This is a genomic window from Gracilibacillus sp. Marseille-QA3620 (genome assembly GCF_054950035.1).
In genome coordinates this window covers 4054507-4080289 of the sequence record NZ_CM143102.1, presented here as the reverse complement: position 1 = coordinate 4080289, position 25783 = coordinate 4054507, and the positions used below count along the sequence as shown (strand labels likewise).

Here is a 25783-nt window from a genome sequence, read left to right as displayed (position 1 = left end):
TATACTCTTTTAAGTTTGGAAGAAAAAGACGGCTAAGAATGCCTGCGGCACGTCCATACTACTAAAGAGGCATGACAGACCATGGTTTTTTAGGAAATATGGTCCGACAAGTTGCCAGACTGTTTTTCAATATCTTATACTTGTAGAATTGAGTACTAATACAAATCCCAGGGGGAATTCATTAAATGACCGAGGAAAAAAGTAACGCAGCTAAAGAGGTCATGGTGAGATTGAAGACGAAAATCGAACATGAGGACGATGTCGAGAATATCGAACTGGTCACTTTTGGGACATTGCACCATATGCCCAATGCCACATATGTCCGTTACATCGAACATGTAGAGAATAACGGGAAGATCAATACGACGGTGAAATATGATGGAAACGAAATGATCATCATCCGCAGCGGTGCAGTGAAGATGAAGCAACTGTTCAAAATTGGCTCCGTAACAGAAGGGTCATATGACAGCATTCATGGTACACTTGATTTATCGACACATACAAATGCCCTAAGTCATACCGTCAATAAAGAGACGAATGAGGAAGAATTCAAGGTCTCCTATCATCTATTTTTGCAGGATGAAAATGTGGGGCACTATCACCTTACATTAACGGTCAAGGAGGAAAAGAAGTAATGAATATCGTAACGGAAATTCAGGATCAAATTAAAGAAGAAATCAAACAGGCTGTCCTTAAAGCCGGCTTGGCGAAAGAAGAAGAAATTCCAAGCGTCATCCTTGAATTGCCTAAGGATAAAGCACATGGTGATTATTCAACGAATATGGCGATGCAGCTTGCGCGTGTTGCCAAGAAAGCGCCAAGAGCGATTGCGGAAGCGATTATTGAGAATTTCGACACAAGCAAGGCTTCTATCTCAAAGATTGAGATTGCAGGACCGGGCTTTATTAACTTTTACTTAGATAATAGCTATCTAACTGATTTGATACCTACCATCCTTGAAGCAAAAGAAGCTTACGGGGAATCAAATGTCGGTAAGGGCGAAAAAATTCAAGTTGAGTTCGTATCTGCGAACCCAACAGGAGACCTTCACTTAGGACATGCCCGCGGAGCGGCTGTAGGGGATTCACTCTCCAATATCCTTGATAAAGCAGGCTGGGACGTATCCCGCGAATACTATATCAATGATGCTGGAAACCAAATCAATAATCTCGCCTACTCTGTTGAAGCACGCTACAAGCAAGCGCTTGGTCTTGATGCAGAGATGCCTGAGGACGGCTACCATGGTGAAGATATCATCAATATCGGAAAACGCCTGGCAGAGGAATTTGGCGATCAAATCCTTAGCAAGGGTGATGAAGAGCGCTTCAAGTTTTTCCGTGAGTACGGCTTGAAATATGAAATGGAGAAACTGAAGAAGGACCTTGAAAGCTTCCGCGTACCATTTGATGTATGGTTCTCTGAAACATCCCTTTATGAGGATGGCAAAATCATGCCTGCATTGGAGCTTCTCCGTGAGAAGGGCCATATTTATGAGAAGGACGGAGCAACTTGGTTCCGCTCTACTGAATACGGCGATGACAAGGATCGTGTATTAATCAAGAATGATGGCTCTTACACATACCTATTGCCGGATATCGCATACCATAAGAACAAGCTTGAGCGCGGCTTTGATAAATTAATCAACATCTGGGGTGCAGACCACCATGGTTATATCCCGCGTATGAAAGCAGCTATCCAAGCGATGGGCTATTCGAAAGATACGCTTGAAGTGGAAATCATCCAGCTTGTTCATTTGTTCAAAAATGGCGAGAAAATGAAGATGTCCAAACGTACAGGTAAAGCTGTTACGATGAGAGACTTGATGGAAGAGGTCGGCCTTGATGCGGTTCGTTACTTCTTCGCCATGAGAAGTGCAGATTCTCATATGGACTTTGACCTTGACTTGGCTGTGTCCCAGTCCAATGATAACCCGGTTTATTATGCTCAATACGCACATGCACGTATTTGCAGTATTTTACGCCAAGGGGAAGAGATGGGCATCACTCTTGATGGGGATGTTGACTACAGCCAAATCGGTTCTGAGAAAGAAATCGACTTATTGAAAAAACTTGGTGAGTTCCCGCAGGCAGTTGCGGAAGCGGCTGAAAAACGCATGCCTCACCGTGTGACAAACTATATCTTTGACCTGGCATCTACGTTCCATAGCTTCTACAATGCGGACAAGGTGCTTGACCCAGAGCATCCAGAGCGAAGCAAAGCGCGTCTTGCCCTTGTGCAGGCAGCGAAGATTACTTTGGCAAATGCCATGAAGCTGATCGGTGTATCCGCTCCGGAAAGAATGTAATAGACAAAAGACCATCCTCTTAGCGAATGCCATGGGATGGTCTTTTTATTTGAATCGAATTTTGCCGCCATTGATGCGCTTTACTCCCCTGATGGCTGCAAGGTCCTCAATTAATTTCTGCATCGCAATATTCTTGTTCTTTGCCTCAATGATAAAATCAATTTCTTGAATCCCGGTCTCCTTCACCAGCTGGATGAACGGGAGAATGAAATCCTTATCCACATCCGCTGCATGAGCCCGTATCTCTTTATCGGAACGGGGAGAGGAGATATGAATCTTCGGCTTCCAGCCACGTCCTTCCCATGTTCTTAAAATACGAGGAAGGAGCGATTTTAGCTCTTTAGAGGAAGGGTTAGCGATATGATGATGGTAGTCAAATAGAAGAGGGATTTCCTCATGCTCGCATACCTGCAGGGTTTCCTCGGCCGTATAGGTTTTGTCATCATTCTCAAGCGTCATCCGTTCCTTGATCTCGGCAGGAAGCTTCTTGATGTTTTGATAAAAGCGGCTGACAGCAGCTTTTTTATCACCATAGGAGCCGCCAACGTGAATATTGATTAAGGCACCCTCCGGCATACCCATTTCTTCGAGCAAGCGATAATGATAGTGCATATCCCAGACAGCCTTCTCCGTCACATCCTGATTGGGAGAGGTGAAGAGGGTGAAGGCATTCGGATGGAAGCTTACGCGGAGATGATGGTCCTTGACGAGCCTGCCAAGCTCAGCCCACTCCTTTTTGAAGGGGGTGAGATAATCCCATTTGACGTCAGGATGGGTGGCTAGCGGTACAATCGAGCTTGAGAAACGGTAAATCTTGATTTCTTTTGCAATATTGTAATGAAGAATTCGTTTAGTCGATTCAATATTCTGCTTCGTTATTTCGAGGAGCTTTTCTTTCTGCTCCCTCGGAGAAAGCCTGCTCCAGCGTGTATATGTAATCGTCCTTGAGGGAGAGGATTCCCAGAGGTCTAAGGCGGTTGAGACATATCCAAATTGAATATCCATTATGGGCATCCTTTCTAATGGAAATAGTTTCAAAAATATGGAAATAGGGTAGGGGTAAATGATACATATCCAGCCATGAAGTTAGTATGGCAAGTTTTGCGTGAAATACCCCCTTCACACAGCCAAAGATGCATGTATTTCCTCCTGAGTTTAGAATAATTTGAAATTATAGGAAGATATGGATTGACTGAACGCTCATTCATTATATAAAATGGACATAGAAACTGAATGGTATATTTAGGAATGCCGCTATTTGAAGCATGCAAGCGAGAGTAGCAGCAAATAAGGGGCGAAAGAGGGATGGAGATGAATGGTCTGCTTTGGATCAATTTAATTGCAGCCATACTTGTAACCGCTTACGCAATCTATCTGTTTGCGTACTTGGTTAAGTCTCGGATCGAATTTATCAAGCTCGGCAAGAAGGAAGAGTTTGATAATGATGTTAAGAAGCGGCTCGAGAAGATATGGGTGTATGTGTTTGGACAGAAGAAGCTGATGAAGGATAAGAAAAGCGGTACGATGCATGTGCTCTTCTTTTATGGATTTATATTGGTCCAATTTGGAGCCATCGATCTAATCTGGAAAGGGATCAAGCCAGGCTCACACCTGCTGCTTGGACCTCTCTACCCGTTTTTCACATTCTTCCAGGAAATTGTTGTTTTAATGGTTATGGTCGCTGTTATATGGGCGTTTTACCGCCGTTATATTGAGAAGCTTGTCCGATTGAAACGGGGGTTTAAATCAGGACTTGTACTGATCTTCATTGGCGGACTAATGCTTGCGACTTTGGTAGCTAATGGTGCCTCTTTAATTTGGCTCCATGGCGGGGAGCTGCACTGGTCTGAGCCTGTTGCCTCATCCATTGCTTTCCTGCTTGGCTGGATGAGCGAGACAGCGGCTGCTGTAGTGTTCTATGTAGCTTGGTGGATTCACCTGCTGTTTATTCTGACATTCTTAGTTTATATCCCGCAATCCAAGCATGCTCACTTGATCGCGGGACCAGCCAATGTGTATTTCCACAGGCTGACACCGCCGAAATTAAAGCCGATTGACTTTGAAGATGAGTCACAGGAAACGTTCGGCGCTGGAAAGATTGAAGATTTCACGGACCTTCAGCTGCTTGACCTCTATGCTTGTGTAGAGTGCGGCCGCTGTACAAATATGTGTCCGGCATCCGTCACAGGGAAGATGCTTTCCCCGATGGACCTGCTGCTTAAGATGCGCGATCATCTAACCTTCACAGGTGCTGCTGTAACACGCAAAGAGCCTTGGGTGCCATCCTTTGTCTTTGCTAACACAAAGGGCAATCAAATCGCGATGGCGGCAAAGGGTCAGGGAGCTGTCGAATCGGCGGCAGCGATTGACATGTACAACCCAGCGCTTGTCGGTGAAGTGATTACAGAGGAAGAACTTTGGGCTTGTACCACTTGCCGTAACTGTGAAGACCAATGTCCCGTCATGAACCAGCATGTCGGCAAGATCCTTGATATGCGCCGTTACTTGGTACTCACAGAAGGAAAGGTACCGGCAGATGCCCAGCGTGCGATGCAGAACATCGAGCGTCAAGGGAACCCTTGGGGATTGAACCGGAAGGAACGTGAGGCTTGGCGTGAAGCACGCGAGGATGTACATGTTCCAACCGTGAAGGAAATGTCCAAAGCAGGAGAAGAATTTGAATACTTATTCTGGGTCGGTGCCATGGGCTCATACGATAACCGTTCCCAAAAGATTGCCCTTTCCTTTGCGCGCTTGCTGAATGAAGCCGGCGTCAAATTTGCCATCCTTGGCAATAAGGAGAAGAACTCAGGGGATACACCACGCCGCCTTGGCAACGAATTCTTGTTCCAGGAGCTTGCGACGAAGAATATTGAGGAATTTGCGAAGAATGACATTAAAAGAATCGTTACGATTGACCCGCATGCCTTTAATATTTTCAAAAACGAATATCCGGACTTTGGTCTCGAGGCTGAAGTGTACCATCATACACAAGTGCTGGCTGAACTCGTACGGGATGGAAGATTGAAACCGACACATGCCGTCAATGAGAAGATTACCTTCCATGATTCATGCTATCTTGGCCGTTACAATGATGTTTATGATGCACCGCGTGATATCTTAAAGGCTATTCCAGGTGCCTCTTTCGTCGAAATTGAAGGGCGGAACCGTGAGAACGGAATGTGCTGTGGAGCAGGAGGCGGGTTGATGTGGATGGAGGAAGAAACAGGCCACCGCATCAACGTAGCAAGAACGGAGCAGGCATTAACGGTGAATCCAACTGTCATCAGCTCTGGATGTCCGTACTGCTTAACGATGCTCAGTGATGGTACGAAGGCGAAGGAAGTTGAAGAAGAAGTGAAGACATATGATGTAGCAGAGCTTCTAGAGAAGTCTGTGTTCGGTGAGGAAAAGGAATTAGCATCATAATCGGTTCATCAAAGGGGTCTATATAAGAACTGTGGAGAGACGGAGATCTTGCACCTATATTTAGGGGAAAATAGTGTGTATGGATTTCCGTTTCTTTCCTTTTTATGTAAAATAATAGTATGATAGAATAAAGCGCTTACATAGCGAACGAGCGTTCAGTCATGGATGGGAGAAATTCAATAATCGGAGGGGAAAAGATGAGAAAAACGGTTATTTTAGACGGCGCAAGAACACCTTTTGGCAAATTCGGAGGGTCACTAAGCAGTTTGACGGCCTCGCAGCTAGGCGGTATGGCCATTATGGAAGCAATCGGACGATCTGGCATCAAGGCAGAGGAAATTGATGAAGTAATCATGGGGTGTGTACTTCAAGGGGGCCAAGGACAAATTGTTTCTCGCCAGGCAGCACGTGAAGCTGGTCTGCCATGGGAAGTGAAAACGGAAACGATTAATAAGGTATGTGCATCAGGACTAAGAAGTGTAACGCTGGCTGACCAGATTATTCGCCTTGGTGATGAGGAAGTCATCGTTGCCGGCGGAATGGAGTCAATGAGCAATGCGCCATACATTCTCCCGAAGGAACGCTGGGGAGCGAGGATGGGAGATGGCCGTGTGGTAGATATGATGGTTCATGATGGTCTGACCTGCAGCTTCACGGGTGTGCATATGGGCACATACGGCAATAGCACAGCGACAGATTTAGAGCTTACGAGAGAAGAGCAGGATAAATGGGCTTACCAAAGTCATCAGCGTGCCATTGCTGCGATGGAGGCTGGACGCTTGGAAGAGGAGATTGTGCCTGTAACGGTTAAGGAACGCAAGGGGGAACGGGTCATTGCTGTTGACGAGGCACCAAGGAAGGATACAACTCCGGAAAGATTGGCCAGCCTGAAGCCTGCCTTTGGTGCAGACGGGACCATCACTGCCGGTAACGCACCTGGCATTAATGACGGGGCAGGGGCACTCGTCCTAATGAGTGAAGAACGTGCCCGTGAGGAAGGACGCCAGATTGGGGCTGTCATTCTCGGTCATGCGGAGGTAGCCGTTGAGGCAAAGGATTTCCCGAAAACACCAGGACTTGTTATTAATACCCTGCTGGAGAAAACGGGCAGGTCATTGGATGAGGTTAATTTATTCGAAGTGAATGAGGCGTTTGCGGCGGTTGCCCTTGCAAGCGGCAAGATTGCTGGTTTAGACGCAGAGAAGGTCAATGTCAATGGAGGAGCCGTTGCGTTAGGTCACCCAATTGGGGCAAGCGGTACAAGAATTATCCTTACGCTGATGTATGAGTTGAAGCGACGCGGAGGCGGAATCGGCATTGCCTCCATCTGCAGCGGCGGCGGCCAAGGCGATGCAATCATGATTGAGGTACCAAAAGGGGAATAAGGGGGAGCTTTCAGAATGGAGATCAAACAAGTCATGGTCATAGGGGCTGGCCAAATGGGCTCTGGAATCGCACAGGTATGTGCGGCGGCTGGATATGATGTATTTCTGCATGATTTGAAGGAGGAATTCGTGAACAGAGGCCGCTCAGGCATTGAGAAAAATGTGCAGCGCCTTGTTGATAAGGGACGTCTCTCAGATGAAGAGAAGGCTGCAATCCTTGAGCGAATCAAGCCTTCCACTGATTTGCAAAATGCCAAGGAAGTGAATGTCGTTATTGAAGCTGCTGTGGAAAATATGGAGATCAAGAAGCAATTGTTTGCTGAGCTTGATCAACTAGCACCGCCTGAGGCCATTTTGGCGACGAATACCTCTTCCTTGCCAATCACAGAGATTGCAGCGGCAACAAACAGACCGGAGCAGGTCATCGGGATGCATTTCATGAACCCGGTTCCGGTCATGAAGCTCGTTGAAATCATCCGCGGTCTAGCGACGAAGGATGAGGTATATACCGCCATTGAAACAATGGCAAAGGACCTTGGAAAGGTACCTGTTGAGGTGAATGACTTTCCAGGATTCATCTCTAATCGTGTGCTCATGCCAATGATTAATGAGGCGATCTTCACACTTTATGAAGGTGTTGCCTCCAAGGAAGCGATTGATGAGGTCATGAAGCTTGGGATGAATCATCCGATGGGACCTCTTCAGCTCGCTGATTTCATCGGGCTTGATACATGTCTTTATATTATGGAAACACTTCAGGAAGGGCTTGGTGAGGATAAATACCGTCCATGTCCGCTTCTGCGCAAATATGTGAAGGCCGGCTGGCTTGGGAAGAAGACGGGCCGAGGGTTTTATGAATACAGCTAATAAGCATCACGCCTATGGGGAGGCAGCTTGAATGGACTTAAGATTTACAGAAGAACAGCAGATGATGAGAAAGATGGTGCGGGAATTCGCAGAAGAAGTGATTGCGCCATTTATACCGGAGATGGAAAAAGGGGCATTTCCAAGCGCTGTGCTTGAGAAAATGGGCGGGCTTGGTCTAATGGGAATTCCCATTCCAGCAGAATACGGCGGTGCCGGTATGGACTTCACATCCTATATTATCGCCATCCATGAGATCTCAAAGGTAAGTCCGACAGTCGGCGTTATTCTGAGTGTTCATACCTCTGTCGGTACGAATCCCATCCTCTTTTATGGGACAGAGGAGCAGAAGAAGGCCTATATTCCGAAGCTTGCCAGCGGTGAATATCTGGGAGCCTTCTGCCTGACGGAGCCGAGCGCAGGCTCAGATGCCGGGTCGCTTAAATCGAAGGCCGTTAAGCAAGGCGATGAGTATATTCTCAATGGCTCCAAGATCTTCATCACGAATGGAGGAGAGGCAGATACGTATATTGTCTTCGCTCAAACGGCACCAGAGCAGGGAAGCAAAGGAATCTCTGCCTTTATCGTGGAAAAGGGGACACCTGGCCTTATCATCGGCAAGGATGAGCAGAAAATGGGCCTTCATGGCTCGCGTACGGTGCAAATCACCTTTGAGGATATGAAGGTTCCTGCGAAGAATCTGCTCGGGGTTGAGGGTCAGGGACTAGCCATCGCACTCAGTAACTTGAACACGGGCCGAATCGGCATTGCTGCTCAAGCGCTTGGAATCGCTGAAGGTGCTTTCGTAGAAGCTGTACGTTATGCGATGGGGAGGCAGCAGTTCGGCAAACCAATCAGTGCTCAGCAAGGAATCGGCTTTAAGCTTGCTGATATGGCGACAGCGATTGAAGCTTCTAAGCTGCTCGTCTATCAGGCAGCCTCCTTAAAAGGTGAGGGATTATCCTGCACGAAGGAATCGTCGATGGCGAAATTGATGGCTTCAAGGACTGCCATGGATGTCACAACAGAGGCCATCCAAGTATTTGGCGGATACGGCTATACAGAGGAGTATCCAGTCGAGCGCTATTTCCGCGATGCAAAGGTAACGGAGATTTATGAAGGAACAAGTGAAATACAGCGAATTGTCATCAGTAAGCAATTAGTAAATTGATAGATTTGGGGGATGGAAGATGAATTTTCAATTGTCAGAAGAGCATGAGATGATCCGCAAGATGGTACGCGATTTCGCCAAGAATGAAGTGGCTCCGACCGCTGCAGAACGCGATGAGGAAGAACGCTTTGATAAAGAGCTATTTGATAAGATGGCTGAGCTTGGCCTGACAGGGATTCCATGGCCGGAGGAGTACGGCGGAATCGGCAGCGATTATGTCGCTTATTGCATTGCTGTTGAGGAGCTTTCCCGTGTGTGTGCATCAACAGGGGTAACCTTATCCGCTCATACATCACTGGCAAGCTGGCCAATCTATAAATTTGGTACGGAGGAGCAAAAACAGCGTTACCTTCGACCTTTGGCAACAGGGGAGAAGATTGGCGCATACGGCTTGACCGAGCCAGGCTCCGGCTCTGACTCCGGTGCGATGAGAACAACGGCACGCCGTGATGGGGATGATTACATCCTGAACGGGTCGAAAATCTTTATCACAAATGGCGGGATGGCAGATACATACGTTGTCTTCGCCCTCACGGACCCGGAGAAAAAACAAAGGGGCACGACTGCCTTTATCGTTGAGAAGGATTTCAAAGGCTTCAGCGTCGGCAAGAAGGAAAAGAAACTTGGTATTCGTTCCTCTCCGACAACGGAAATAATCTTTGAAGAATGCCGCGTACCAATGGAAAATCGTCTTGGTGAAGAGGGAGAAGGCTTCAAGATTGCGATGATGACGCTTGATGGCGGACGTAATGGTATTGCTGCACAGGCAGTCGGAATCGCACAAGGTGCTCTTGATGCGGCAACAGACTATGCGAAGGAACGTGTTCAGTTTGGCAAGCCAATCAGTGCCCAGCAAGGGGTTGGCTTCAAACTGGCTGACATGGCGACAAGCGTGGAGGCTGCACGTCTTTTGACTTATCAGGCAGCATGGCTTGAGTCTAAAGGTCTTCCGTATGGGAAAGAATCGGCGATGTCGAAATTATTCGCAGGAGATGCTGCCATGCGCGTGACAACTGATGCTGTGCAAATTTTCGGCGGTTATGGTTATACGAAGGATTACCCGGTTGAACGGTTCATGCGTGATGCGAAAATCACCCAAATCTATGAGGGAACACAGGAAATACAGCGTCTTGTCATTTCCCGTATGTTGACGAAGTAAGATGAGGTCATGACAATTCCTCCCGGGAAAAAACCGGGAGGAAACCCTTTTAAAAAAGGCGGTGGGGGATCTTGAAGAAAATAGAGGTGCAAGCATCTGTCAAGGACGAGAAGCTTGTAAAGAAACGGCGCGACGAGATGATCAAGGGAGCGGTCGCCTTATTTATTGAGAAAGGGTACCACCGGACCACAACAAGGGAGATTGCAAGAGCAGCAGGGTTCAGCATCGGCACATTATACGAATATATCCGGTCCAAGGACGATATCCTCTATCTCGTTTGCGACAATATTTATGAGGAAGTGAAGGAGCGGCTGCAAAAGGCGCTCGAATTAAGCGAGGGGACGCTAGAAGGCCTGCGCCTTGGCATTTCCTATTACTTCCGCATCTGTGATGAAATGCAGGATGAAGTATTAGTCATGTATCAGGAGGCTAAGTCTTTAAACAAGACGGCCTTGCCTTATGTGCTCAATAAGGAAATCGAAATGGCACGCATGTTTGAGAAATTGATTGTCGCCTGCCTGGAGAATGAGGAAATTGAGCTCCGAGCAGATCAGACATATTTACTTGCCCATAACATCATTGTCCATGGACAGATGTGGGCGTTCAGACGCTGGGCAATCGGGAAGAATTTTACGATTGAGGATTATATCGACTCACAAACGGATTTGCTGTTAAAGGGGATTACGGAGGGAGCCAACATAGTTCGATAGAGGGGGAACGTTATGAGCAACGAGTATAAACCGAAGAATCATATTCGCTTTGTTACGGCATCTAGTCTGTTTGACGGACATGATGTCAGCGTGAATATTATGAGGAGAATTCTTCAGGCAAAGGGAGCAGAGGTCATTCACCTTGGGCATAACCGCTCAGTAGAGGAGGTTGTGAGTGCGGCCATCGAAGAGGATGTACAAGGAATTGCTGTATCCTCCTACCAAGGCGGTCATATGGAGTACTTTAAATATATGTATGATTTATTGAAGGAAAGAGGAGCACCGCATATCCGCATTTATGGCGGCGGGGGAGGAGTCATTATCCCACGTGAGATTAAGGAGCTTCATGAATATGGGATTGCCCGTCTTTTCTCGCCGGATGATGGACGAGAGCTAGGCCTAGAGGGCATGATGGAAGTTCTAATCAAGGAATGCGATTACCCGCTTCCGCCATTAGAGACAATTTCAGCGGAGACGCTCAGCCCTGAGAAGCCTCTAGCAGTAGCACGCGCGATTACGATGGCAGAGAATAAACTGTGGAGGTCAGAAGAGGCTGCAGCAGTAGAACCTGTCATAGAGAAGCTTGCCAAGGAGGCCAGCACGATTCCGGTTATCGGAATAACAGGTACAGGCGGAGCAGGGAAAAGCTCGCTCACAGATGAATTAATTCGCCGCTTTATCCGGGAGCTTCCGAATCACCGCTTGGCCATTTTATCAATTGATCCGACGAAGCAAAAAACAGGCGGGGCCCTGCTCGGGGACAGAATTCGCATGAATGCGATTTTCCACCCGAATGTGTATATGAGAAGTCTGGCAACAAGGGATTCCCGCTCAGAGCTCTCTGCTTCTATTAAGGATGCGATTGCCGTTGTGAAGGCAGCCGGCTATGATGCCGTCATTGTTGAAACGAGCGGAATCGGCCAAGGAGATGCAGCCATCACAGAGGTCTGTGATATCTCGATGTATGTAATGACAAGCGAATTCGGGGCACCGACCCAGCTTGAGAAGATTGACATGATTGACTATGCTGATTTCATTGTTATCAATAAATTTGAACGAAAAGGGTCACAGGATGCTCTGCGTCAGGTGCAAAAGCAATACCAGCGCAGCCGCACTCTCTTTGACCGCGACCTGGCAGAGCTGCCGGTGTATGGAACGATTGCGAGCCAGTTCAATGACGAAGGCACAAATGCTTTATTCGCAGCCTTGGTTGAGGCAATGGCAAAGCATACGGGTACAGATTACCGGACACGTTATAGCAAGGATGCGAAGACAGAAAAGCAGCATACAATCATTCCGCCAGACCGCCAATACTATTTGCGTGAGCTCGCCGATGCCGTTCGTTCGTATCATGCGCGCACCACTAAGCAGGAGAAGGCTGCCCGCAAGCTCTTCCAGATTGAAGGGACAATCGAGGCTTTGGAGGAGAACGGAGAACCAGCCGAAACACTGCAAAAGCTAAAGGAGAAGACCAAGCAGGAGCTTGAACCGGAAACAGTCGAGATCATTGAAGGCTGGGAAGCTCAAAGAGAGGCATACAGCCAGGATGAGCTTGTAACACAGGTACGCGGCCGGGAAATCCGTACAGAGCTGAAGACCATCTCTTTAAGTGGCCTGACCATCCCGAAGGTTGCCCTGCCGAAATTCAAGGATTATGGCGAGATTGTGCGCTGGGTAAGAAGGGAAAACGTACCGGGCAAGTTCCCATTCACGGCAGGCGTATTCCCGTTCAAACGGAAGGAAGAGGACCCGAAACGTCAATTTGCAGGAGAAGGCTCTCCAGAGAGAACGAATCGCCGCTTCCATTATCTTTCGAAGGATGATGAGGCGAAGCGTCTGAGTACAGCCTTTGATTCGGTTACATTATACGGTGAAGATCCGCATATCCGGCCGGATATTTACGGAAAGGTCGGGGAGAGCGGCGTCAGCGTTTGTACGCTCGATGATATGAAAAAGCTTTATGCAGGCTTTGATTTATGCGCGCCAAGTACATCCGTATCCATGACCATCAATGGTCCGGCGCCGATTATCCTCGCGATGTTCATGAATACAGCCATTGACCAGCAAATAGAGAAGGAGGAGCAGGAGCTCGGCCGTGCGCTCACTGAGGAAGAGGCAGCAAGCGTAAGAAGTAAAACCCTCCAGGTTGTGCGCGGTACCGTTCAAGCAGATATTTTGAAGGAAGATCAAGGTCAGAACACTTGCATCTTCTCAACGGAATTCGCCTTGAAAATGATGGGGGATATTCAGGAATACTTTGTGCAGAATCAAGTTAGGAACTATTATTCTGTCTCTATTTCTGGGTATCATATCGCAGAAGCAGGCGCCAATCCGATATCCCAGCTTGCCTTCACGCTCTCCAATGGCTTTACCTATGTCGAATATTACTTGAGCCGAGGAATGAAGATTGATGACTTTGCTCCGAATCTATCATTCTTCTTCTCGAATGGCCTGGACCCGGAATACACCGTTTTAGGACGGGTGGCGCGCCGAATTTGGGCGATTGTCATGAAGGAGAAATACGGGGCAAATGAGCGGAGCCAGAAGTTGAAATATCATATTCAAACCTCTGGACGCTCCTTGCATGCGCAGGAGATTGACTTTAATGACATCCGGACAACGCTCCAGGCCCTTATCGCTCTTCAGGATAATTGCAACTCTTTGCACACGAATGCTTATGATGAAGCGATTACGACCCCGACGGAGGAATCTGTGCGCAGGGCAATGGCCATTCAAATGATCATCACGAAGGAATTCGGGTTGATGAAGAATGAGAATTCCCTTCAAGGCGCCTATATTATTGATGAGCTCACTGATCTAGTAGAAGAAGCCGTTTTGCAGGAATTTGAACGGATCAATGACCGCGGCGGTGTACTCGGTGCAATGGAAATGCAGTACCAGCGCGGCAAGATCCAGGATGAATCCATGTACTATGAGATGAAGAAGCATAATGGCGAGCTCCCAATCATCGGCGTGAATACGTACCTGAACCCGAATCCTCCAAGCGAGGAAGAGGTCAATAGTATGCAGCTGGCCCGTGCGACGAAGGAGGAAAAAGACCATCAAATCCGAAATCTTGAGGCCTTTCAGAAGAAGCGCGAGAATGAATCGGGTGAAGCGCTTGAACGCTTAAAGGAAGCAGCAGTCAGCGGAGAGAATATTTTTGAACAATTAATGGAGACAGTTCGGGTAGCAAGTCTCGGACAGATAACACATGCTTTATACGAAGTTGGGGGACAATATCGCAGGAACATGTAATCCAAAGAGTTAGCGCGGAGGGTTTCTTCCGCGCTTTTCTTTACATCTCAAAAATATTCAATTAATTATGACCCCCTCCTTTCCATTTGTGTGATAGGATAAAACTGTCATCTTCCTTATAAGTTACATAAAAGCGGGTCATAATGGAGAACAGGAGGGTTAAATGATGGATATGCGGCGCAGAATAGGCAGCATGCTCATCCTTTTTGCATTCCTCTGGCTGTTCCGGATTCTTTATGACCATTCGCTTGGAGCGGTCGGCTGCTTGCTTATCTCCATCTTCTTCGCATTCAAGGCATATCAGCATTGGAAGCAAGGAATTAGAGACAAGAAGTAAAATAAAGTGGCATTATGATAAGCCGTTTGGTTATAATGGGATATGCATAATTGGGTGTTTTGATGTTGATTTGATAGAAAGGATGTGCGAACAATGACTTTAGCCAAGATGTCTATGGAAGATATTCGTGAAATGGCCCTCATTGAAATTGCAAACTTATTACTTATAGAAAAGAAAGAAGCTATAGACTTTAAAGTGATGATGGATGAAATCCAGCAAATGCTTGGATTGTCTGATGAGGAAGTGGCAGATAAAATTGGCCAGTTCTATACGGACCTGAACGTGGACGGCCGCTTCATCAGCATCGGCGATAACCGCTGGGGCTTAAAAGGCTGGTATCCAGTTGAGCAAGTAGAAGAAGAAACTGTTCCTGCCTCTAAAGTGAAGAAGAAAAAAGGCAAGAAGGTTGTCGAGGATGAAGATCTTGATGACTTCGATGTTATCGACGAAGATGAAGATTTAGACTTCGACGATATCGATGATTTTGATGATGAAGAGGAAGAAGACGAAGACTTAATCGACGACGATTTCGATGAAGATGATGACGATCTGATTGAAGATGACGAAGAAATCATTAAAGATAAATTCGTTATTGAAGAAGACGAAGAAGAGGAAGAAGAGGACTTCGAAGAAGAGGAAGAAAATCGATAAACATCAACCTTGACTTCAAGTGTCAATCTTTGTAGAATATTATCTGGGCTCCTTTAAACATGAAGGAACTAATTATAGCGATTAACGCTCCCTTGTTCGCAAGGGGGCGTTTTTATTTTTTTTATGGATACGTCGGTTAATTTTAACGAAAAGTAAGATTGAAATAGATGATTATCCGTGCGCAATGTTTAGAAATGATAGGAGGATTTTTTTATGACAAAATATATTTTTGTTACCGGAGGAGTAGTTTCCTCCCTAGGGAAAGGAATCACAGCCGCTTCTCTAGGTCGCTTATTGAAAAATAGAGGGTTAAAAGTAACAATTCAAAAATTCGACCCATACATCAACGTGGACCCAGGGACAATGAGCCCTTATCAGCACGGAGAGGTATTCGTAACGGATGACGGCGCAGAAACAGACCTAGACCTTGGTCACTATGAGCGCTTCATCGATATCAACCTTTCCAAGCTCTCTAACGTAACAACTGGGAAGATCTATTCCCATGTCTTGAAAAAAGAGCGCCGCGGCGACTATCTTGGCGGAACGGTCCAAGTTATCCCGCATATCACGAATGAAATCAAAGAACGCATCATGAAAGCCGGTCATGACACGAACGCAGATGTCGTAATCACAGAGATCGGCGGAACAGTTGGAGATATTGAATCCCTTCCATTCCTTGAAGCGATTCGTCAAATTAAGAGCGATATCGGCTCTGACAATGTATTGTACATTCACTGTACGTTAATTCCTTACTTAAAAGCGGCTGGCGAAATGAAAACAAAGCCAACTCAGCACAGTGTAAAAGAATTGCGCAGCCTTGGCATTCAGCCAAACATCATCGTCGTGCGTACAGAAATGCCGATTTCTCAAGATATGAAGGACAAGCTTGCCCTATTCTGTGACATCGACAAAAACGCCGTTATCGAGTGCCCGGATGCAGACACTCTTTACAAGGTGCCTTTGATGCTTCAAGACCAAAACATGGACCAAATCGTCTGCAATCACTTAAAACTTCAAACACCAGATGCGGACATGACAGAATGGAAAGAGCTTGTGGAGAAAGTGACGCATCTTTCCAAAACCGTTACAATCGGTCTTGTCGGTAAATATGTAGAGCTTCAAGATGCCTACATTTCTGTAGTTGAATCCCTTAAACACGCTGGCTACACATTCGATGCAGACGTGAAAGTGAAATGGATCAACTCTGAGGATGTAACAAAAGAAAACGTAGAAGAGCTTCTAGGTGATGTAGAAGGTGTTCTTGTTCCTGGCGGATTCGGAGACCGTGGAATCGAAGGGAAAATCGTTGCAATCGAATATGCAAGAACGCACAAAAAACCATTCCTTGGCATCTGCCTAGGCATGCAGCTTGCATCCATCGAATTCGCGCGTAACGTCCTCGGTTTGACTGATGCGAACTCTTCTGAGATCAACCCAGAAACAACAAACCCAATCATCGACTTGCTTCCTGAACAAAAGGATGTAGAGGACCTCGGCGGAACACTTCGTCTTGGCCTATATCCATGTAAAGTAACACCAGGCACAAAAACAGCCGAAGCATACAAAGAAGAAGTGGTTTACGAACGTCACCGTCACCGTTATGAATTCAACAATCACTACCGTGAAGACATGGAGAAGAAAGGCTTCATCTTCTCAGGTACAAGCCCGGATGGACGCCTTGTAGAGATTGTCGAGCTGAAGGATCACCCTTGGTTCGTCGCATCCCAATTCCACCCAGAATTCATCTCAAGACCAACACGCCCGCAGCCGCTATTCCGCGACTTCGTCAAAGCGTCATTGGCAGAGAAATAAGAAAAGAATGGCAGGAGAACACGATTTGAGTGTTCTCCTGTTTTTATTTTCAGGCCTTTTGAATGAAAATTTACTGAATACGAGATTTAAGGACGAAAATCGGTTAACGGCGAACCGCAAATTTTATGGGCGAAGATAGGCGTGTATGGGCGAAATCAAAGGGCTATGGGCGGAAATAAATAGGTAAGGGCGAAACAATCCTCGTAAGGGCGAGCCCGAAGAGATAAGGGCGAACCACGTACAAAAGATCGCACAAACCCGCTCCTCGTTCCAATAAATAAAAAAGGCACGGCCACGCGCCCATCAAACAGGCAAACATGTCCGTGTCTTTTCATTCATAACACCTTATTCTTCTTCATACTCCCGCAGTATTTCATCCACTGCCAGGATGATTCCTTGGTAGGCGAAGAGGGCGGCGGCAAGGGTTGGAAGGCCGCTTCTTGTGCCGTCTTCATTTGGTACAAGACCGCGCGTAGCCTTGATGTCAATGTGTACATCTGCGATCTCAGCTAGGTTTGGCTTGCCTTCTTCTTCAGCTGTTACACCTTGAGAAACGGCGACAAATGGGACGTGCTGGCCGCGCAGAGATTCAGCCAGGGCGACGGCTTCTTTTTCCGTCGCTGAACGGGCGAAGATAATGGCGCGGTCGCGCTGCTCGGCTTGGACCATGTATTGTCCGCTGTACAGCTTCTTCATGCCCTTCAATGGTTCAGGTCCGTTAATGGCTTGAGCGACAATGCCCTCCATTTCCTTGAAGCCATGGATGTAGACTTGTCCTTTTGCTGCAAGAGCCTGGGCAAGTAAGCGTGCAGCATCCTCAATAGTATCTTGCTCATCTTGCTCGATTTTTTTATATACACCTGTTAATTGTGTCAGGAAAATCTTTAGCATCTGAAATCAGCTCCTGTTCAATTTTTTTAGGGAATGTGCCTATATCTAGTAGATACAGTATGCGAATCTCATGAACTTGTCAAAGCTTTCATGATAGATTAAGAAGAGAATATGATTTTTGTTATCCAATTTATGGATTTTAAAGGGTTTTTTGGCTTTAAGAGAGAAGATATATATAGAAATGGTATACAGGTTAGCGGTTTTAGAAGGAGCTGTGAAGAATATGAACGATAAAAAAATACTCATCGTGGATGATCAGTTCGGAATCAGGATACTATTGAATGAAGTACTGCAGCAAGAGGGCTACCAGACTTTCCTGGCTGCAAATGGGGAGCAGGCACTTGTCCTCCAAAAGCAAGAGGACCCGGATCTTGTCCTGCTTGATATGAAGATTCCAGGCATGGACGGCATCGAGATCTTGAAGAGGATGAAGCAGGCGGATAAAGATATTCGTGTACTGATCATGACAGCCTATGGAGAGCTGGATATGATTCAGGAGGCACTCAGCCTGGGAGCATTGACTCATTTTGCCAAGCCATTTGACATTGATGATATTCGAAAAGCTGTCAAAAAGCACCTTCTAGTAGTAAATTATGACAGTTAGGAGGAAATGTGTCTTCATTATTGATACTTTCTTCACAATTTTGGTATGCTATATGTGGCTTCTTTTCTGAGGTCTTTTCTCAGATAAGGAATACATATCGACCCGTTTGGGAAAATGATAAGAGACAACTTTTTAAGTTCTCTTATTATTAACAAGGAGGAAAAAACATGCCTTTAGTTTCAATGACAGAAATGCTTAACAAAGCATTGGAAGGTAAATATGCAGTTGGTCAATTCAACATCAACAACCTTGAGTGGACTCAAGCTATCCTAGCTGCTGCAGAAGAAGAAAAATCACCAGTTATCCTTGGTGTATCTGAGGGTGCTGCTCGTCATATGGGCGGATTCAAAACCGTTGTAATGATGGTTAAAGGTCTTTTAGAAGACATGAACATCACTGTTCCTGTTGCTATTCACCTTGACCACGGTTCTTCTTTCGATAAATGTAAAGCGGCAATCGATGCAGGTTTCACATCTGTTATGATCGATGCTTCTCACCATCCATTCGAAGAGAACGTTGAAACAACTAAAAAGGTTGTTGACTACGCTCACGCTAACGGAGTTTCTGTTGAAGCAGAACTTGGAACTGTCGGCGGACAAGAAGACGACGTTGTTGCTGACGGCGTAATCTATGCTGATGCTCAAGAATGTAAAGAACTTGTTGAGAAAACTGGCATCGACTGCCTTGCTCCAGCACTTGGTTCTGTACATGGTCCTTACAAAGGTGAACCAAACCTTGGCTTCGCTGAAATGGAAGAAATCAAAAACCTTACTAACATGCCATTAGTACTACACGGTGGTACTGGTATCCCTGAAGCAGATATCAAAAAATCTATCTCTTTAGGTACTTCTAAAATCAACGTTAACACTGAGAACCAAATTGCATTCGCAAAACGCGTTCGCGAAGTGCTTGACGCTGACAAAGAAGTTTACGATCCACGTAAATTCATCGGACCAGGACGCGAAGCTATCAAAGAAACAGTTGTTGGCAAAATCCGCGAATTCGGTTCTAACGGAAAAGCTTAATTTTTCCATATATCAAGAGATGCTCTCTTTTTGTAGAGAGCATCTTTTTTTGAGTTAAAATAATTTTTGGAAAAATGGGGGTATAATTATTTGCTCTAATAGGGTGAACAGTGCCACAATATAAGCAGACCAAAACTCATATTACGGGAGGAAGAAAAGGATGAAGTTTTTTATCGATACAGCTAATTTAGATGAAATAAAGGAAGCGCATGCATTAGGCGTGCTTGCTGGTGTAACAACAAATCCATCATTAGTGGCTAAAGAAAAAGGTGTATCCTTTCATGACCGCCTCCGCGAGATTACGGCACTAGTTCCCGGTTCTGTCAGTGCAGAGGTTATTTCACTGGATGCAGAGGAAATGATTCGCGAAGGGAAAGAGCTTGCGAAAATCGCTCCAAATATTACGGTGAAGGTTCCAATGACTCCGGACGGATTGAAAGCCGTTCGTGCTTTGACAGATGAGGGCATCAAAACGAATGTCACGCTCATCTTTAATGCCAATCAAGCACTTTTAGCTGCACGTGCTGGTGCAACCTATGTGTCTCCGTTCATTGGAAGACTTGATGACATTGGCCAAAATGGGCTGGATTTGATTTCTGAAATTGCGGAGATCTTCGCCATTCATGATATTGATTCTGAAATCATTGCGGCAAGCATCCGTCACCCGCAGCACGTGACACAGGCAGCCTTGCGCGGTGCGCATATTGCGACGATTCCATATAAGGTCATCCTGCAATTATGCAAGCATCCATTGACTGATAAAGGAATTGAAGGCTTCTTGAAAGATTGGCAAGGAAGAGAAGGACAATAATTTCCAAAAGATATACATTATATATGGGAAATTGTGTAAAATAGTAAGATGCAAGGATTCTTACAGGGGATTGATTCAAAGAAATACCTTATTCTCGCCAACACGTATGAGCAGATTGACCAACATGTGGCGCTGAAGGGAGTAATTATGGAAAAGCTGAAAATAGCGGGTGGATACCCGTTAAAAGGGGAAGTTCGCATAAGTGGTGCCAAGAATAGCGCTGTGGCTTTGATCCCGGCGACTATTTTGGCGGGTTCATCGGTTACGATTGAGGGACTGCCTGAGATCTCTGACGTGGAAATGCTCAAAGGATTGCTTGAAGAGATTGGCGGCAAGGTTACCCTTGAGAATAACGAAATGACAGTGGACCCTTCTAAGATGATTCCGATGCCTTTGCCAAACGGGCGTGTTAAGCAGCTGCGGGCTTCCTACTACTTGATGGGCGCAATGCTCGGCAAATTCAAGAAGGCTGTCATTGGGCTTCCCGGCGGATGTTACCTCGGTCCAAGGCCCATTGACCAGCATATTAAAGGATTTGAGGCGCTTGGTGCACAAGTAACCAATGAGCAGGGAGCTATTTACCTGCGTGCGGATGAGCTTCGCGGTGCCCGCATTTATTTGGATGTCGTCAGTGTTGGGGCGACGATTAATATTATGCTTGCAGCCGTTTTGGCAAAAGGGAAAACGATTATTGAGAATGCCGCCAAAGAGCCGGAAATCATTGATGTGGCTACCCTTTTAACCAATATGGGCGCACGGATCAAGGGAGCTGGAACGGATGTGATTCGCATCGAGGGTGTAGAAGAGCTGCACGGATGCCGTCATACCATTATTCCAGACCGGATTGAGGCAGGCACATACATGATCATTGCGGCGGCAGCCGGAGATGGCGTTCTCATTGATAATGTGATTCCTCAGCATCTGGAATCTCTTATCGCTAAGATGAGGGAAATGGGCGTCGTCATTGAAGAGCGGGATGATCAAATCTACATTCCGAAGACAGATAAATTGAAGGCAGTCGACATAAAGACATTGGTTTACCCAGGTTTTCCGACTGATCTGCAGCAGCCTTTCACGGCTCTTTTAACAAAAGCGAGCGGTTCAGCGGTTGTCACTGACACCATCTATGGGGCACGTTTTAAGCATATTGATGAGTTGCGGAGAATGAATGCCGATATTAAGGTAGAGGGTCGTTCAGCAATCGTGAATGGACCGGTTAAATTGACTGGCGCGAAGGTGAAGGCAAGCGATCTGCGGGCTGGAGCAGCTTTAATTGCGGCAGGGCTTCTGGCAGAAGGTGTAACAGAGATAACCGGCGTAGAACATATAGACCGCGGTTATAGTTTTATCGTAGACAAGCTTTCCGGGCTTGGAGCGACGATTTGGAGAGAAGGATTAACAGAACGAGAGATTGAACAGCTGAAGAATTCGTAAGCCAAAAAGAATCGGGGGAAGCAGGAATGGAAAGAAGCTTATCGATGGAATTGGTTAGGGTTACCGAGGCCGCAGCCTTGGCATCTGCAAGATGGATGGGACGCGGCAAGAAGGATGAAGCGGATGATGCCGCAACAAGCGCTATGCGGGATGTATTTGATACGGTTCCGATGAAAGGGACGGTCGTCATTGGTGAAGGTGAAATGGACGAGGCCCCAATGCTCTATATCGGCGAGAAATTAGGGACGGGATACGGCCAGCGTGTAGACGTAGCTGTTGACCCGCTTGAAGGAACGAACATCGTCGCATCAGGCGGCTGGAATGCCTTGGCTGTACTGGCTGTGGCAGACCATGGGAATTTGCTGCATGCGCCTGACATGTATATGGACAAGATTGCGGTTGGACCTGAGGCGGTTGGTCAAATTGACATTAACGCCCCAATCATTGACAACCTGAAAGCCGTAGCCAAAGCCAAGAATAAAGATATCGAGGACATTGTTGCCACTGTCTTAAACCGTGAACGTCACGAGCATATCATTCACCAGCTGAGAGAAGCCGGCGCCCGCATTAAGTTAATTAATGATGGTGATGTGGCAGGGGCAATCAATACAGCCTTTGATAATACAGGTGTAGATATTTTATTCGGTTCAGGCGGAGCCCCAGAAGGTGTGCTTGCTGCTGTAGCCCTCAAATGCCTCGGAGGCGAAATCCAAGGCAAGCTTATCCCACAAAGTGAAGCCGAGCAAGAGCGCTGCTTGAATATGGGCATTGACGTCAACAAGATTCTCCTCATGGAAGACCTTGTCCGCGGGGATGACGCCATATTCGCTGCTACAGGCGTAACAGACGGCGAATTGCTGAGAGGCGTTCAATTCAAGAGCAATAATTATGGTCACACACACTCCATCGTTATGAGAGCGAAGTCAGGAACAGTCCGCTTCATCGATGGCAAACATAGCTTGAAGAAAAAACCAAATCTGGTCATCAAACCGTAGTTTGGTGAATTTCAGGCAAATCCTCCAGATAAATAAACTGGGGGATTTGTTATAATATTTTTGAAATTGTGTTATATTGAGAATATTGCGGTAGTTGTGTGAATTTCATAGAAGAACACTCAAAGTTGAAGTATGCATGAAAACCGAGTACAATTAGGTATGTTTCGCTATTGTAAAGAATATTAACGCAATGTAAAGGTGTACAATTATACCACAACTGCTTCTAATACCTTCTGATTCTTTTCTTCTTGATTTCCTATCCAAGTATCATTTAATCAATCACAAGCAATACAAATACAACTTATTTTAAAGTGTGGTGTCATAATGGAATTAACGATTTCCGATTTAGAGAATTTAAAACTGAAAGAACTATATGAACAAGCAAAGAAATATAAAGTATCCTATTACAGTAAGTTGACGAAGAAAGAGCTTATTTTTGCCATTTTAAAGGCGCAAGCAGAGCGGGACGGTTATTTATTTATGGAAGGTGTCCTTGAAATCATTCCTTCTGAGGGCTTTGGCTTCCTGCGCCCAATCAATTATTCTCCGAGCAGCGAGGATATTTATATATCTGCTTCCCAAATTCGCCGTTTCGATCTTCGAAATGGGGACAAGGTATCTGGTAAGGTGCGTCCGCCTAAGGAAAATGAACGCTATTACGGCCTGCTTCATGTGGAGGCAGTCAATGGTGATAATCCTGAATCAGCGAAGGAGCGCGTCCATTTCCCGGCTCTTACACCGCTCTACCCAGATCGTCAGGTCGTTCTTGAGACAACGCCTCGCAATATGTCAACACGTGTCATGGATATTATCTCTCCAGTTGGATTCGGTCAAAGGGGCTTGATTGTTGCACCGCCAAAGGCTGGTAAAACAATGCTCCTGAAAGAGATTGCTAATGCAATCACAACGAATCATCCGGAGGCGGAATTAATTGTCCTCCTGATTGATGAGCGTCCAGAAGAGGTAACAGATATCGAGCGTTCCGTACAAGGGGATGTCGTCAGCTCTACCTTTGATGAAGTGCCAGAGAATCATATTAAGGTGGCTGAACTCGTATTAGAGAGAGCGATGCGTCTTGTTGAGCATAAACGTGACGTGATTATCCTAATGGACAGTATCACGAGACTAGCGAGAGCCTATAACCTGGTCATCCCGCCAAGCGGAAGAACCCTTTCCGGAGGGATTGACCCGGCAGCCTTCCACCGTCCGAAGCGTTTCTTCGGCGCGGCCCGTAATATTGAGGAGGGCGGAAGCTTGACGATTCTGGCAACAGCACTCGTGGATACTGGCTCACGTATGGATGATGTTATCTATGAGGAATTCAAAGGAACAGGGAATATGGAGCTTCATCTTGATCGTTCGCTTGCGGAGAGAAGAATCTTCCCAGCAATCGATATCCGCCGCTCCGGCACACGGAAAGAAGAGCTCATCATTCCAAAGGATCATCTCGAGAAGCTATGGGCAATCCGCAAAACGATGTCCGATATGCCAGACTTTGCCGAGCGTTTATTGCGTAAATTGAAGCAAACTAAGACAAATCAAGAGTTCTTTGACTACCTCGATGAGGAAATGAAGAAATCAACGAACAACAAAAGGATCCTCTAAATAAAACAGAGGCGATTTGTTGATTTATAAAAGTATGTCTGTTATACTGTTTTAAGTGCACTTCACTTGTGTGAAAAGGCACCTTATAACTCTGTTTCGAAAGACTCAGGGCGGAAGGAGTGGAAAAGATGAAAGCAGGAATTCACCCTAATTACAAAAAAGCCATGGTTAAATGTGCTTGTGGTAATGAATTTGAAACTGGCTCCGTTAAAGAAGAAGTGCGCGTAGAGGTTTGCTCTGAGTGCCACCCATTCTACACTGGACGTCAAAAATTCGCTTCTGCTGATGGACGTGTTGAACGTTTCAACAAGAAGTACGGATTCAAATCTCAACAACAACAATAATAATGATTTTACTAGGAACAGGCAGCGGGCTAGCCGCTTGCCTGTTTTTTATTGGGCCCATTTCCATATGAATATGGTCCATTTTGGAATTTAAGCAAGAATCGTAATTATACATTTTTAAGGATTTTTAGTCATGATATAATAGGATACAGTGGTAAACATTATTCTTATGATGAATTGATCGAGTATGAGTGAAGGAAGGGAGACACCATCGCATGTACGAAATGAAACAAACGGGCTGGATGGAACTAATTTGCGGCAGCATGTTTTCCGGCAAATCTGAAGAACTGATCAGAAGGGTGAGGAGAGCGGTATTCGCTAAGCAATCCATCGCTGTATTTAAACCCGCTATTGATAATCGTTACAGTGAGGAGGCGGTCGTTTCCCACAATGGATCATCTGTTATAGCGAAATCCATTACGCATTCATCAAAAATCTTTGAACATATTGATATGGAAACAGATTTAATTGCCATTGATGAAGTCCAATTCTTCGATGACGAGATTGTCGAGGTTGCTCAGCACTTGGCTGACAGCGGCTATCGTGTCATCTTAGCTGGTCTTGACCAAGACTTCCGCGGTGAGCCGTTTGGACCGATGCCGCAGCTGATGTGTCTTGCGGAACAAGTGACCAAGCTTCAGGCTGTCTGCTCTGTATGCGGATCACCAGCCAGCCGTACGCAGCGTCTTATCGACGAGAGACCGGCAGGATATGACGATCCAATCATTTTGGTTGGCGCATCCGAGTCCTATGAGCCTAGATGCCGTCACCACCATGAAGTGCCTGGCAAGAAAGAGGCTGTACCAACCCCGCTTGATGGCGGTATATGTGAATAAAATCAGTTAAACACCTTCATGATGAGAGGGTGTTTTTTTGTCCCGCTTTAACGGAAAAAAAGCATGAGGAAATCGAGAAGCTTAAGAGGCAGCAATTATCCGTAAAAGCCCGATTGGTTCAACTAACTCTCAGTGGTGAGGGCACCGCAGATGGACG

General features: G+C 46.2%; 22 protein-coding genes. 20 read left to right on the top strand and 2 right to left on the bottom strand.

Translation table 11 applies throughout. The features are described 5' to 3' along the window. Window positions 1-185: 185 nt before the first annotated feature. Complete coding sequence (locus tag ACY8DX_RS20420) at window positions 186-635, top strand: YwiB family protein (protein WP_049669281.1); 450 nt, start codon at window positions 186-188, stop codon at window positions 633-635. Then, the gene (gene argS / locus ACY8DX_RS20415) at window positions 635-2305 is read left to right on the top strand and encodes an arginine--tRNA ligase (RefSeq protein ID WP_049669282.1); all 1671 of its coding nucleotides are present in this window, start codon (window positions 635-637) and stop codon (window positions 2303-2305) included. Before ACY8DX_RS20420 ends, argS begins: the two co-directional genes overlap by 1 nt. Window positions 2306-2350: 45 nt before the next feature. On the opposite strand, the gene uvsE is transcribed toward argS, so the two are convergent. Continuing rightward, complete coding sequence (gene uvsE, locus ACY8DX_RS20410; protein ID WP_462405964.1) at window positions 2351-3310, bottom strand: UV DNA damage repair endonuclease UvsE; 960 nt, start codon at window positions 3308-3310, stop codon at window positions 2351-2353. Between the two features lie 306 nt (window positions 3311-3616). Here uvsE and ACY8DX_RS20405 point away from each other — a divergent pair, with 306 nt between their 5' ends. The 10 genes from ACY8DX_RS20405 to ACY8DX_RS20360 all read left to right on the top strand — a co-directional run bounded on the left by ACY8DX_RS20405 (window position 3617) and on the right by ACY8DX_RS20360 (window position 17081). Beyond that, complete coding sequence (locus tag ACY8DX_RS20405) at window positions 3617-5734, top strand: (Fe-S)-binding protein (RefSeq protein ID WP_049669284.1); 2118 nt, start codon at window positions 3617-3619, stop codon at window positions 5732-5734. A 197-nt stretch (window positions 5735-5931) separates the two neighbouring features. Next, window positions 5932-7119: an acetyl-CoA C-acetyltransferase gene (locus tag ACY8DX_RS20400; RefSeq protein ID WP_462405963.1), complete on the top strand. Its 1188-nt coding sequence runs from the start codon at window positions 5932-5934 to the stop codon at window positions 7117-7119. A gap of 15 nt (window positions 7120-7134) precedes the next feature. Further along, window positions 7135-7986, top strand: a complete 852-nt coding sequence (locus ACY8DX_RS20395) for a 3-hydroxybutyryl-CoA dehydrogenase (protein WP_049669286.1) — start codon at window positions 7135-7137, stop codon at window positions 7984-7986. Between the two features lie 31 nt (window positions 7987-8017). Then, on the top strand, window positions 8018-9154 hold the full coding sequence (locus ACY8DX_RS20390) for an acyl-CoA dehydrogenase (protein ID WP_439802944.1): 1137 nt from the start codon (window positions 8018-8020) through the stop codon (window positions 9152-9154). A gap of 19 nt (window positions 9155-9173) precedes the next feature. Continuing rightward, window positions 9174-10313, top strand: coding sequence for an acyl-CoA dehydrogenase (locus tag ACY8DX_RS20385; RefSeq protein WP_462405962.1), 1140 nt, complete (start codon window positions 9174-9176; stop codon window positions 10311-10313). Window positions 10314-10384: 71 nt separating this feature from the next. Further along, a complete protein-coding gene (locus ACY8DX_RS20380) occupies window positions 10385-11023 on the top strand; it encodes a TetR/AcrR family transcriptional regulator (protein ID WP_049669289.1) in 639 nt (212 codons plus the stop codon). A gap of 12 nt (window positions 11024-11035) precedes the next feature. Then, window positions 11036-14281, top strand: coding sequence for a fused isobutyryl-CoA mutase/GTPase IcmF (icmF, locus tag ACY8DX_RS20375; protein WP_462405961.1), 3246 nt, complete (start codon window positions 11036-11038; stop codon window positions 14279-14281). Between the two features lie 163 nt (window positions 14282-14444). Beyond that, complete coding sequence (locus tag ACY8DX_RS20370; RefSeq protein WP_439802946.1) at window positions 14445-14618, top strand: hypothetical protein; 174 nt, start codon at window positions 14445-14447, stop codon at window positions 14616-14618. A gap of 93 nt (window positions 14619-14711) precedes the next feature. Beyond that, window positions 14712-15269: a DNA-directed RNA polymerase subunit delta gene (gene rpoE, locus ACY8DX_RS20365; RefSeq protein ID WP_439802947.1), complete on the top strand. Its 558-nt coding sequence runs from the start codon at window positions 14712-14714 to the stop codon at window positions 15267-15269. 213 nt (window positions 15270-15482) lie between these two features. Next, a complete protein-coding gene (locus ACY8DX_RS20360) occupies window positions 15483-17081 on the top strand; it encodes a CTP synthase (protein ID WP_049669292.1) in 1599 nt (532 codons plus the stop codon). A gap of 345 nt (window positions 17082-17426) precedes the next feature. Here the strand turns inward: ACY8DX_RS20360 and ACY8DX_RS20355 are convergent, their stop codons facing one another. Then, window positions 17427-17972 carry a DUF2529 family protein gene (locus ACY8DX_RS20355; protein ID WP_049669293.1) on the bottom strand — a complete coding sequence of 182 codons (546 nt, stop codon included), beginning with the start codon at window positions 17970-17972 and terminating at the stop codon, window positions 17427-17429. Between the two features lie 223 nt (window positions 17973-18195). On the opposite strand from ACY8DX_RS20355, the gene ACY8DX_RS20350 reads away from it, so the two are divergent. The 8 genes from ACY8DX_RS20350 to ACY8DX_RS20315 all read left to right on the top strand — a co-directional run bounded on the left by ACY8DX_RS20350 (window position 18196) and on the right by ACY8DX_RS20315 (window position 25626). After that, the gene (locus tag ACY8DX_RS20350; protein ID WP_049672703.1) at window positions 18196-18576 is read left to right on the top strand and encodes a response regulator; all 381 of its coding nucleotides are present in this window, start codon (window positions 18196-18198) and stop codon (window positions 18574-18576) included. A gap of 167 nt (window positions 18577-18743) precedes the next feature. Beyond that, complete coding sequence (locus ACY8DX_RS20345) at window positions 18744-19601, top strand: class II fructose-bisphosphate aldolase (RefSeq protein WP_049669294.1); 858 nt, start codon at window positions 18744-18746, stop codon at window positions 19599-19601. A 160-nt stretch (window positions 19602-19761) separates the two neighbouring features. After that, a complete protein-coding gene (gene fsa / locus ACY8DX_RS20340; RefSeq protein WP_049669295.1) occupies window positions 19762-20412 on the top strand; it encodes a fructose-6-phosphate aldolase in 651 nt (216 codons plus the stop codon). 147 nt (window positions 20413-20559) lie between these two features. Next, window positions 20560-21846, top strand: a complete 1287-nt coding sequence (locus tag ACY8DX_RS20335) for a UDP-N-acetylglucosamine 1-carboxyvinyltransferase (protein WP_049672704.1) — start codon at window positions 20560-20562, stop codon at window positions 21844-21846. 26 nt (window positions 21847-21872) lie between these two features. Continuing rightward, complete coding sequence (gene glpX, locus ACY8DX_RS20330; RefSeq protein ID WP_049669296.1) at window positions 21873-22841, top strand: class II fructose-bisphosphatase; 969 nt, start codon at window positions 21873-21875, stop codon at window positions 22839-22841. Between the two features lie 324 nt (window positions 22842-23165). Next, the gene (gene rho, locus ACY8DX_RS20325) at window positions 23166-24446 is read left to right on the top strand and encodes a transcription termination factor Rho (RefSeq protein ID WP_049669297.1); all 1281 of its coding nucleotides are present in this window, start codon (window positions 23166-23168) and stop codon (window positions 24444-24446) included. A gap of 128 nt (window positions 24447-24574) precedes the next feature. Further along, complete coding sequence (rpmE, locus tag ACY8DX_RS20320) at window positions 24575-24790, top strand: 50S ribosomal protein L31 (RefSeq protein ID WP_049669298.1); 216 nt, start codon at window positions 24575-24577, stop codon at window positions 24788-24790. A gap of 215 nt (window positions 24791-25005) precedes the next feature. Then, window positions 25006-25626 carry a thymidine kinase gene (locus ACY8DX_RS20315; protein WP_049669299.1) on the top strand — a complete coding sequence of 207 codons (621 nt, stop codon included), beginning with the start codon at window positions 25006-25008 and terminating at the stop codon, window positions 25624-25626. The last annotated feature ends 157 nt before the right edge of the window (window positions 25627-25783 follow it).

Excerpts from the sequence above, each read along its gene's own strand:
- ACY8DX_RS20420 (WP_049669281.1), top strand. The coding sequence starts at position 186 with ATGACCGAGGAAAAAAGTAACGCAGCTAAAGAGGTCATGGTGAGATTG.
- argS (WP_049669282.1), top strand. The coding sequence starts at position 635 with ATGAATATCGTAACGGAAATTCAGGATCAAATTAAAGAAGAAATCAAA.
- uvsE (WP_462405964.1), bottom strand. The coding sequence starts at position 3,310 with ATGGATATTCAATTTGGATATGTCTCAACCGCCTTAGACCTCTGGGAA.
- ACY8DX_RS20405 (WP_049669284.1), top strand. The coding sequence starts at position 3,617 with ATGAATGGTCTGCTTTGGATCAATTTAATTGCAGCCATACTTGTAACC.
- ACY8DX_RS20400 (WP_462405963.1), top strand. The coding sequence starts at position 5,932 with ATGAGAAAAACGGTTATTTTAGACGGCGCAAGAACACCTTTTGGCAAA.
- ACY8DX_RS20395 (WP_049669286.1), top strand. The coding sequence starts at position 7,135 with ATGGAGATCAAACAAGTCATGGTCATAGGGGCTGGCCAAATGGGCTCT.
- ACY8DX_RS20390 (WP_439802944.1), top strand. The coding sequence starts at position 8,018 with ATGGACTTAAGATTTACAGAAGAACAGCAGATGATGAGAAAGATGGTG.
- ACY8DX_RS20385 (WP_462405962.1), top strand. The coding sequence starts at position 9,174 with ATGAATTTTCAATTGTCAGAAGAGCATGAGATGATCCGCAAGATGGTA.
- icmF (WP_462405961.1), top strand. The coding sequence starts at position 11,036 with ATGAGCAACGAGTATAAACCGAAGAATCATATTCGCTTTGTTACGGCA.
- ACY8DX_RS20370 (WP_439802946.1), top strand. The coding sequence starts at position 14,445 with ATGATGGATATGCGGCGCAGAATAGGCAGCATGCTCATCCTTTTTGCA.
- rpoE (WP_439802947.1), top strand. The coding sequence starts at position 14,712 with ATGACTTTAGCCAAGATGTCTATGGAAGATATTCGTGAAATGGCCCTC.
- ACY8DX_RS20360 (WP_049669292.1), top strand. The coding sequence starts at position 15,483 with ATGACAAAATATATTTTTGTTACCGGAGGAGTAGTTTCCTCCCTAGGG.
- ACY8DX_RS20355 (WP_049669293.1), bottom strand. The coding sequence starts at position 17,972 with ATGCTAAAGATTTTCCTGACACAATTAACAGGTGTATATAAAAAAATC.
- ACY8DX_RS20350 (WP_049672703.1), top strand. The coding sequence starts at position 18,196 with ATGAACGATAAAAAAATACTCATCGTGGATGATCAGTTCGGAATCAGG.
- ACY8DX_RS20345 (WP_049669294.1), top strand. The coding sequence starts at position 18,744 with ATGCCTTTAGTTTCAATGACAGAAATGCTTAACAAAGCATTGGAAGGT.
- fsa (WP_049669295.1), top strand. The coding sequence starts at position 19,762 with ATGAAGTTTTTTATCGATACAGCTAATTTAGATGAAATAAAGGAAGCG.
- ACY8DX_RS20335 (WP_049672704.1), top strand. The coding sequence starts at position 20,560 with ATGGAAAAGCTGAAAATAGCGGGTGGATACCCGTTAAAAGGGGAAGTT.
- glpX (WP_049669296.1), top strand. The coding sequence starts at position 21,873 with ATGGAAAGAAGCTTATCGATGGAATTGGTTAGGGTTACCGAGGCCGCA.
- rho (WP_049669297.1), top strand. The coding sequence starts at position 23,166 with ATGGAATTAACGATTTCCGATTTAGAGAATTTAAAACTGAAAGAACTA.
- rpmE (WP_049669298.1), top strand. The coding sequence starts at position 24,575 with ATGAAAGCAGGAATTCACCCTAATTACAAAAAAGCCATGGTTAAATGT.
- ACY8DX_RS20315 (WP_049669299.1), top strand. The coding sequence starts at position 25,006 with ATGTACGAAATGAAACAAACGGGCTGGATGGAACTAATTTGCGGCAGC.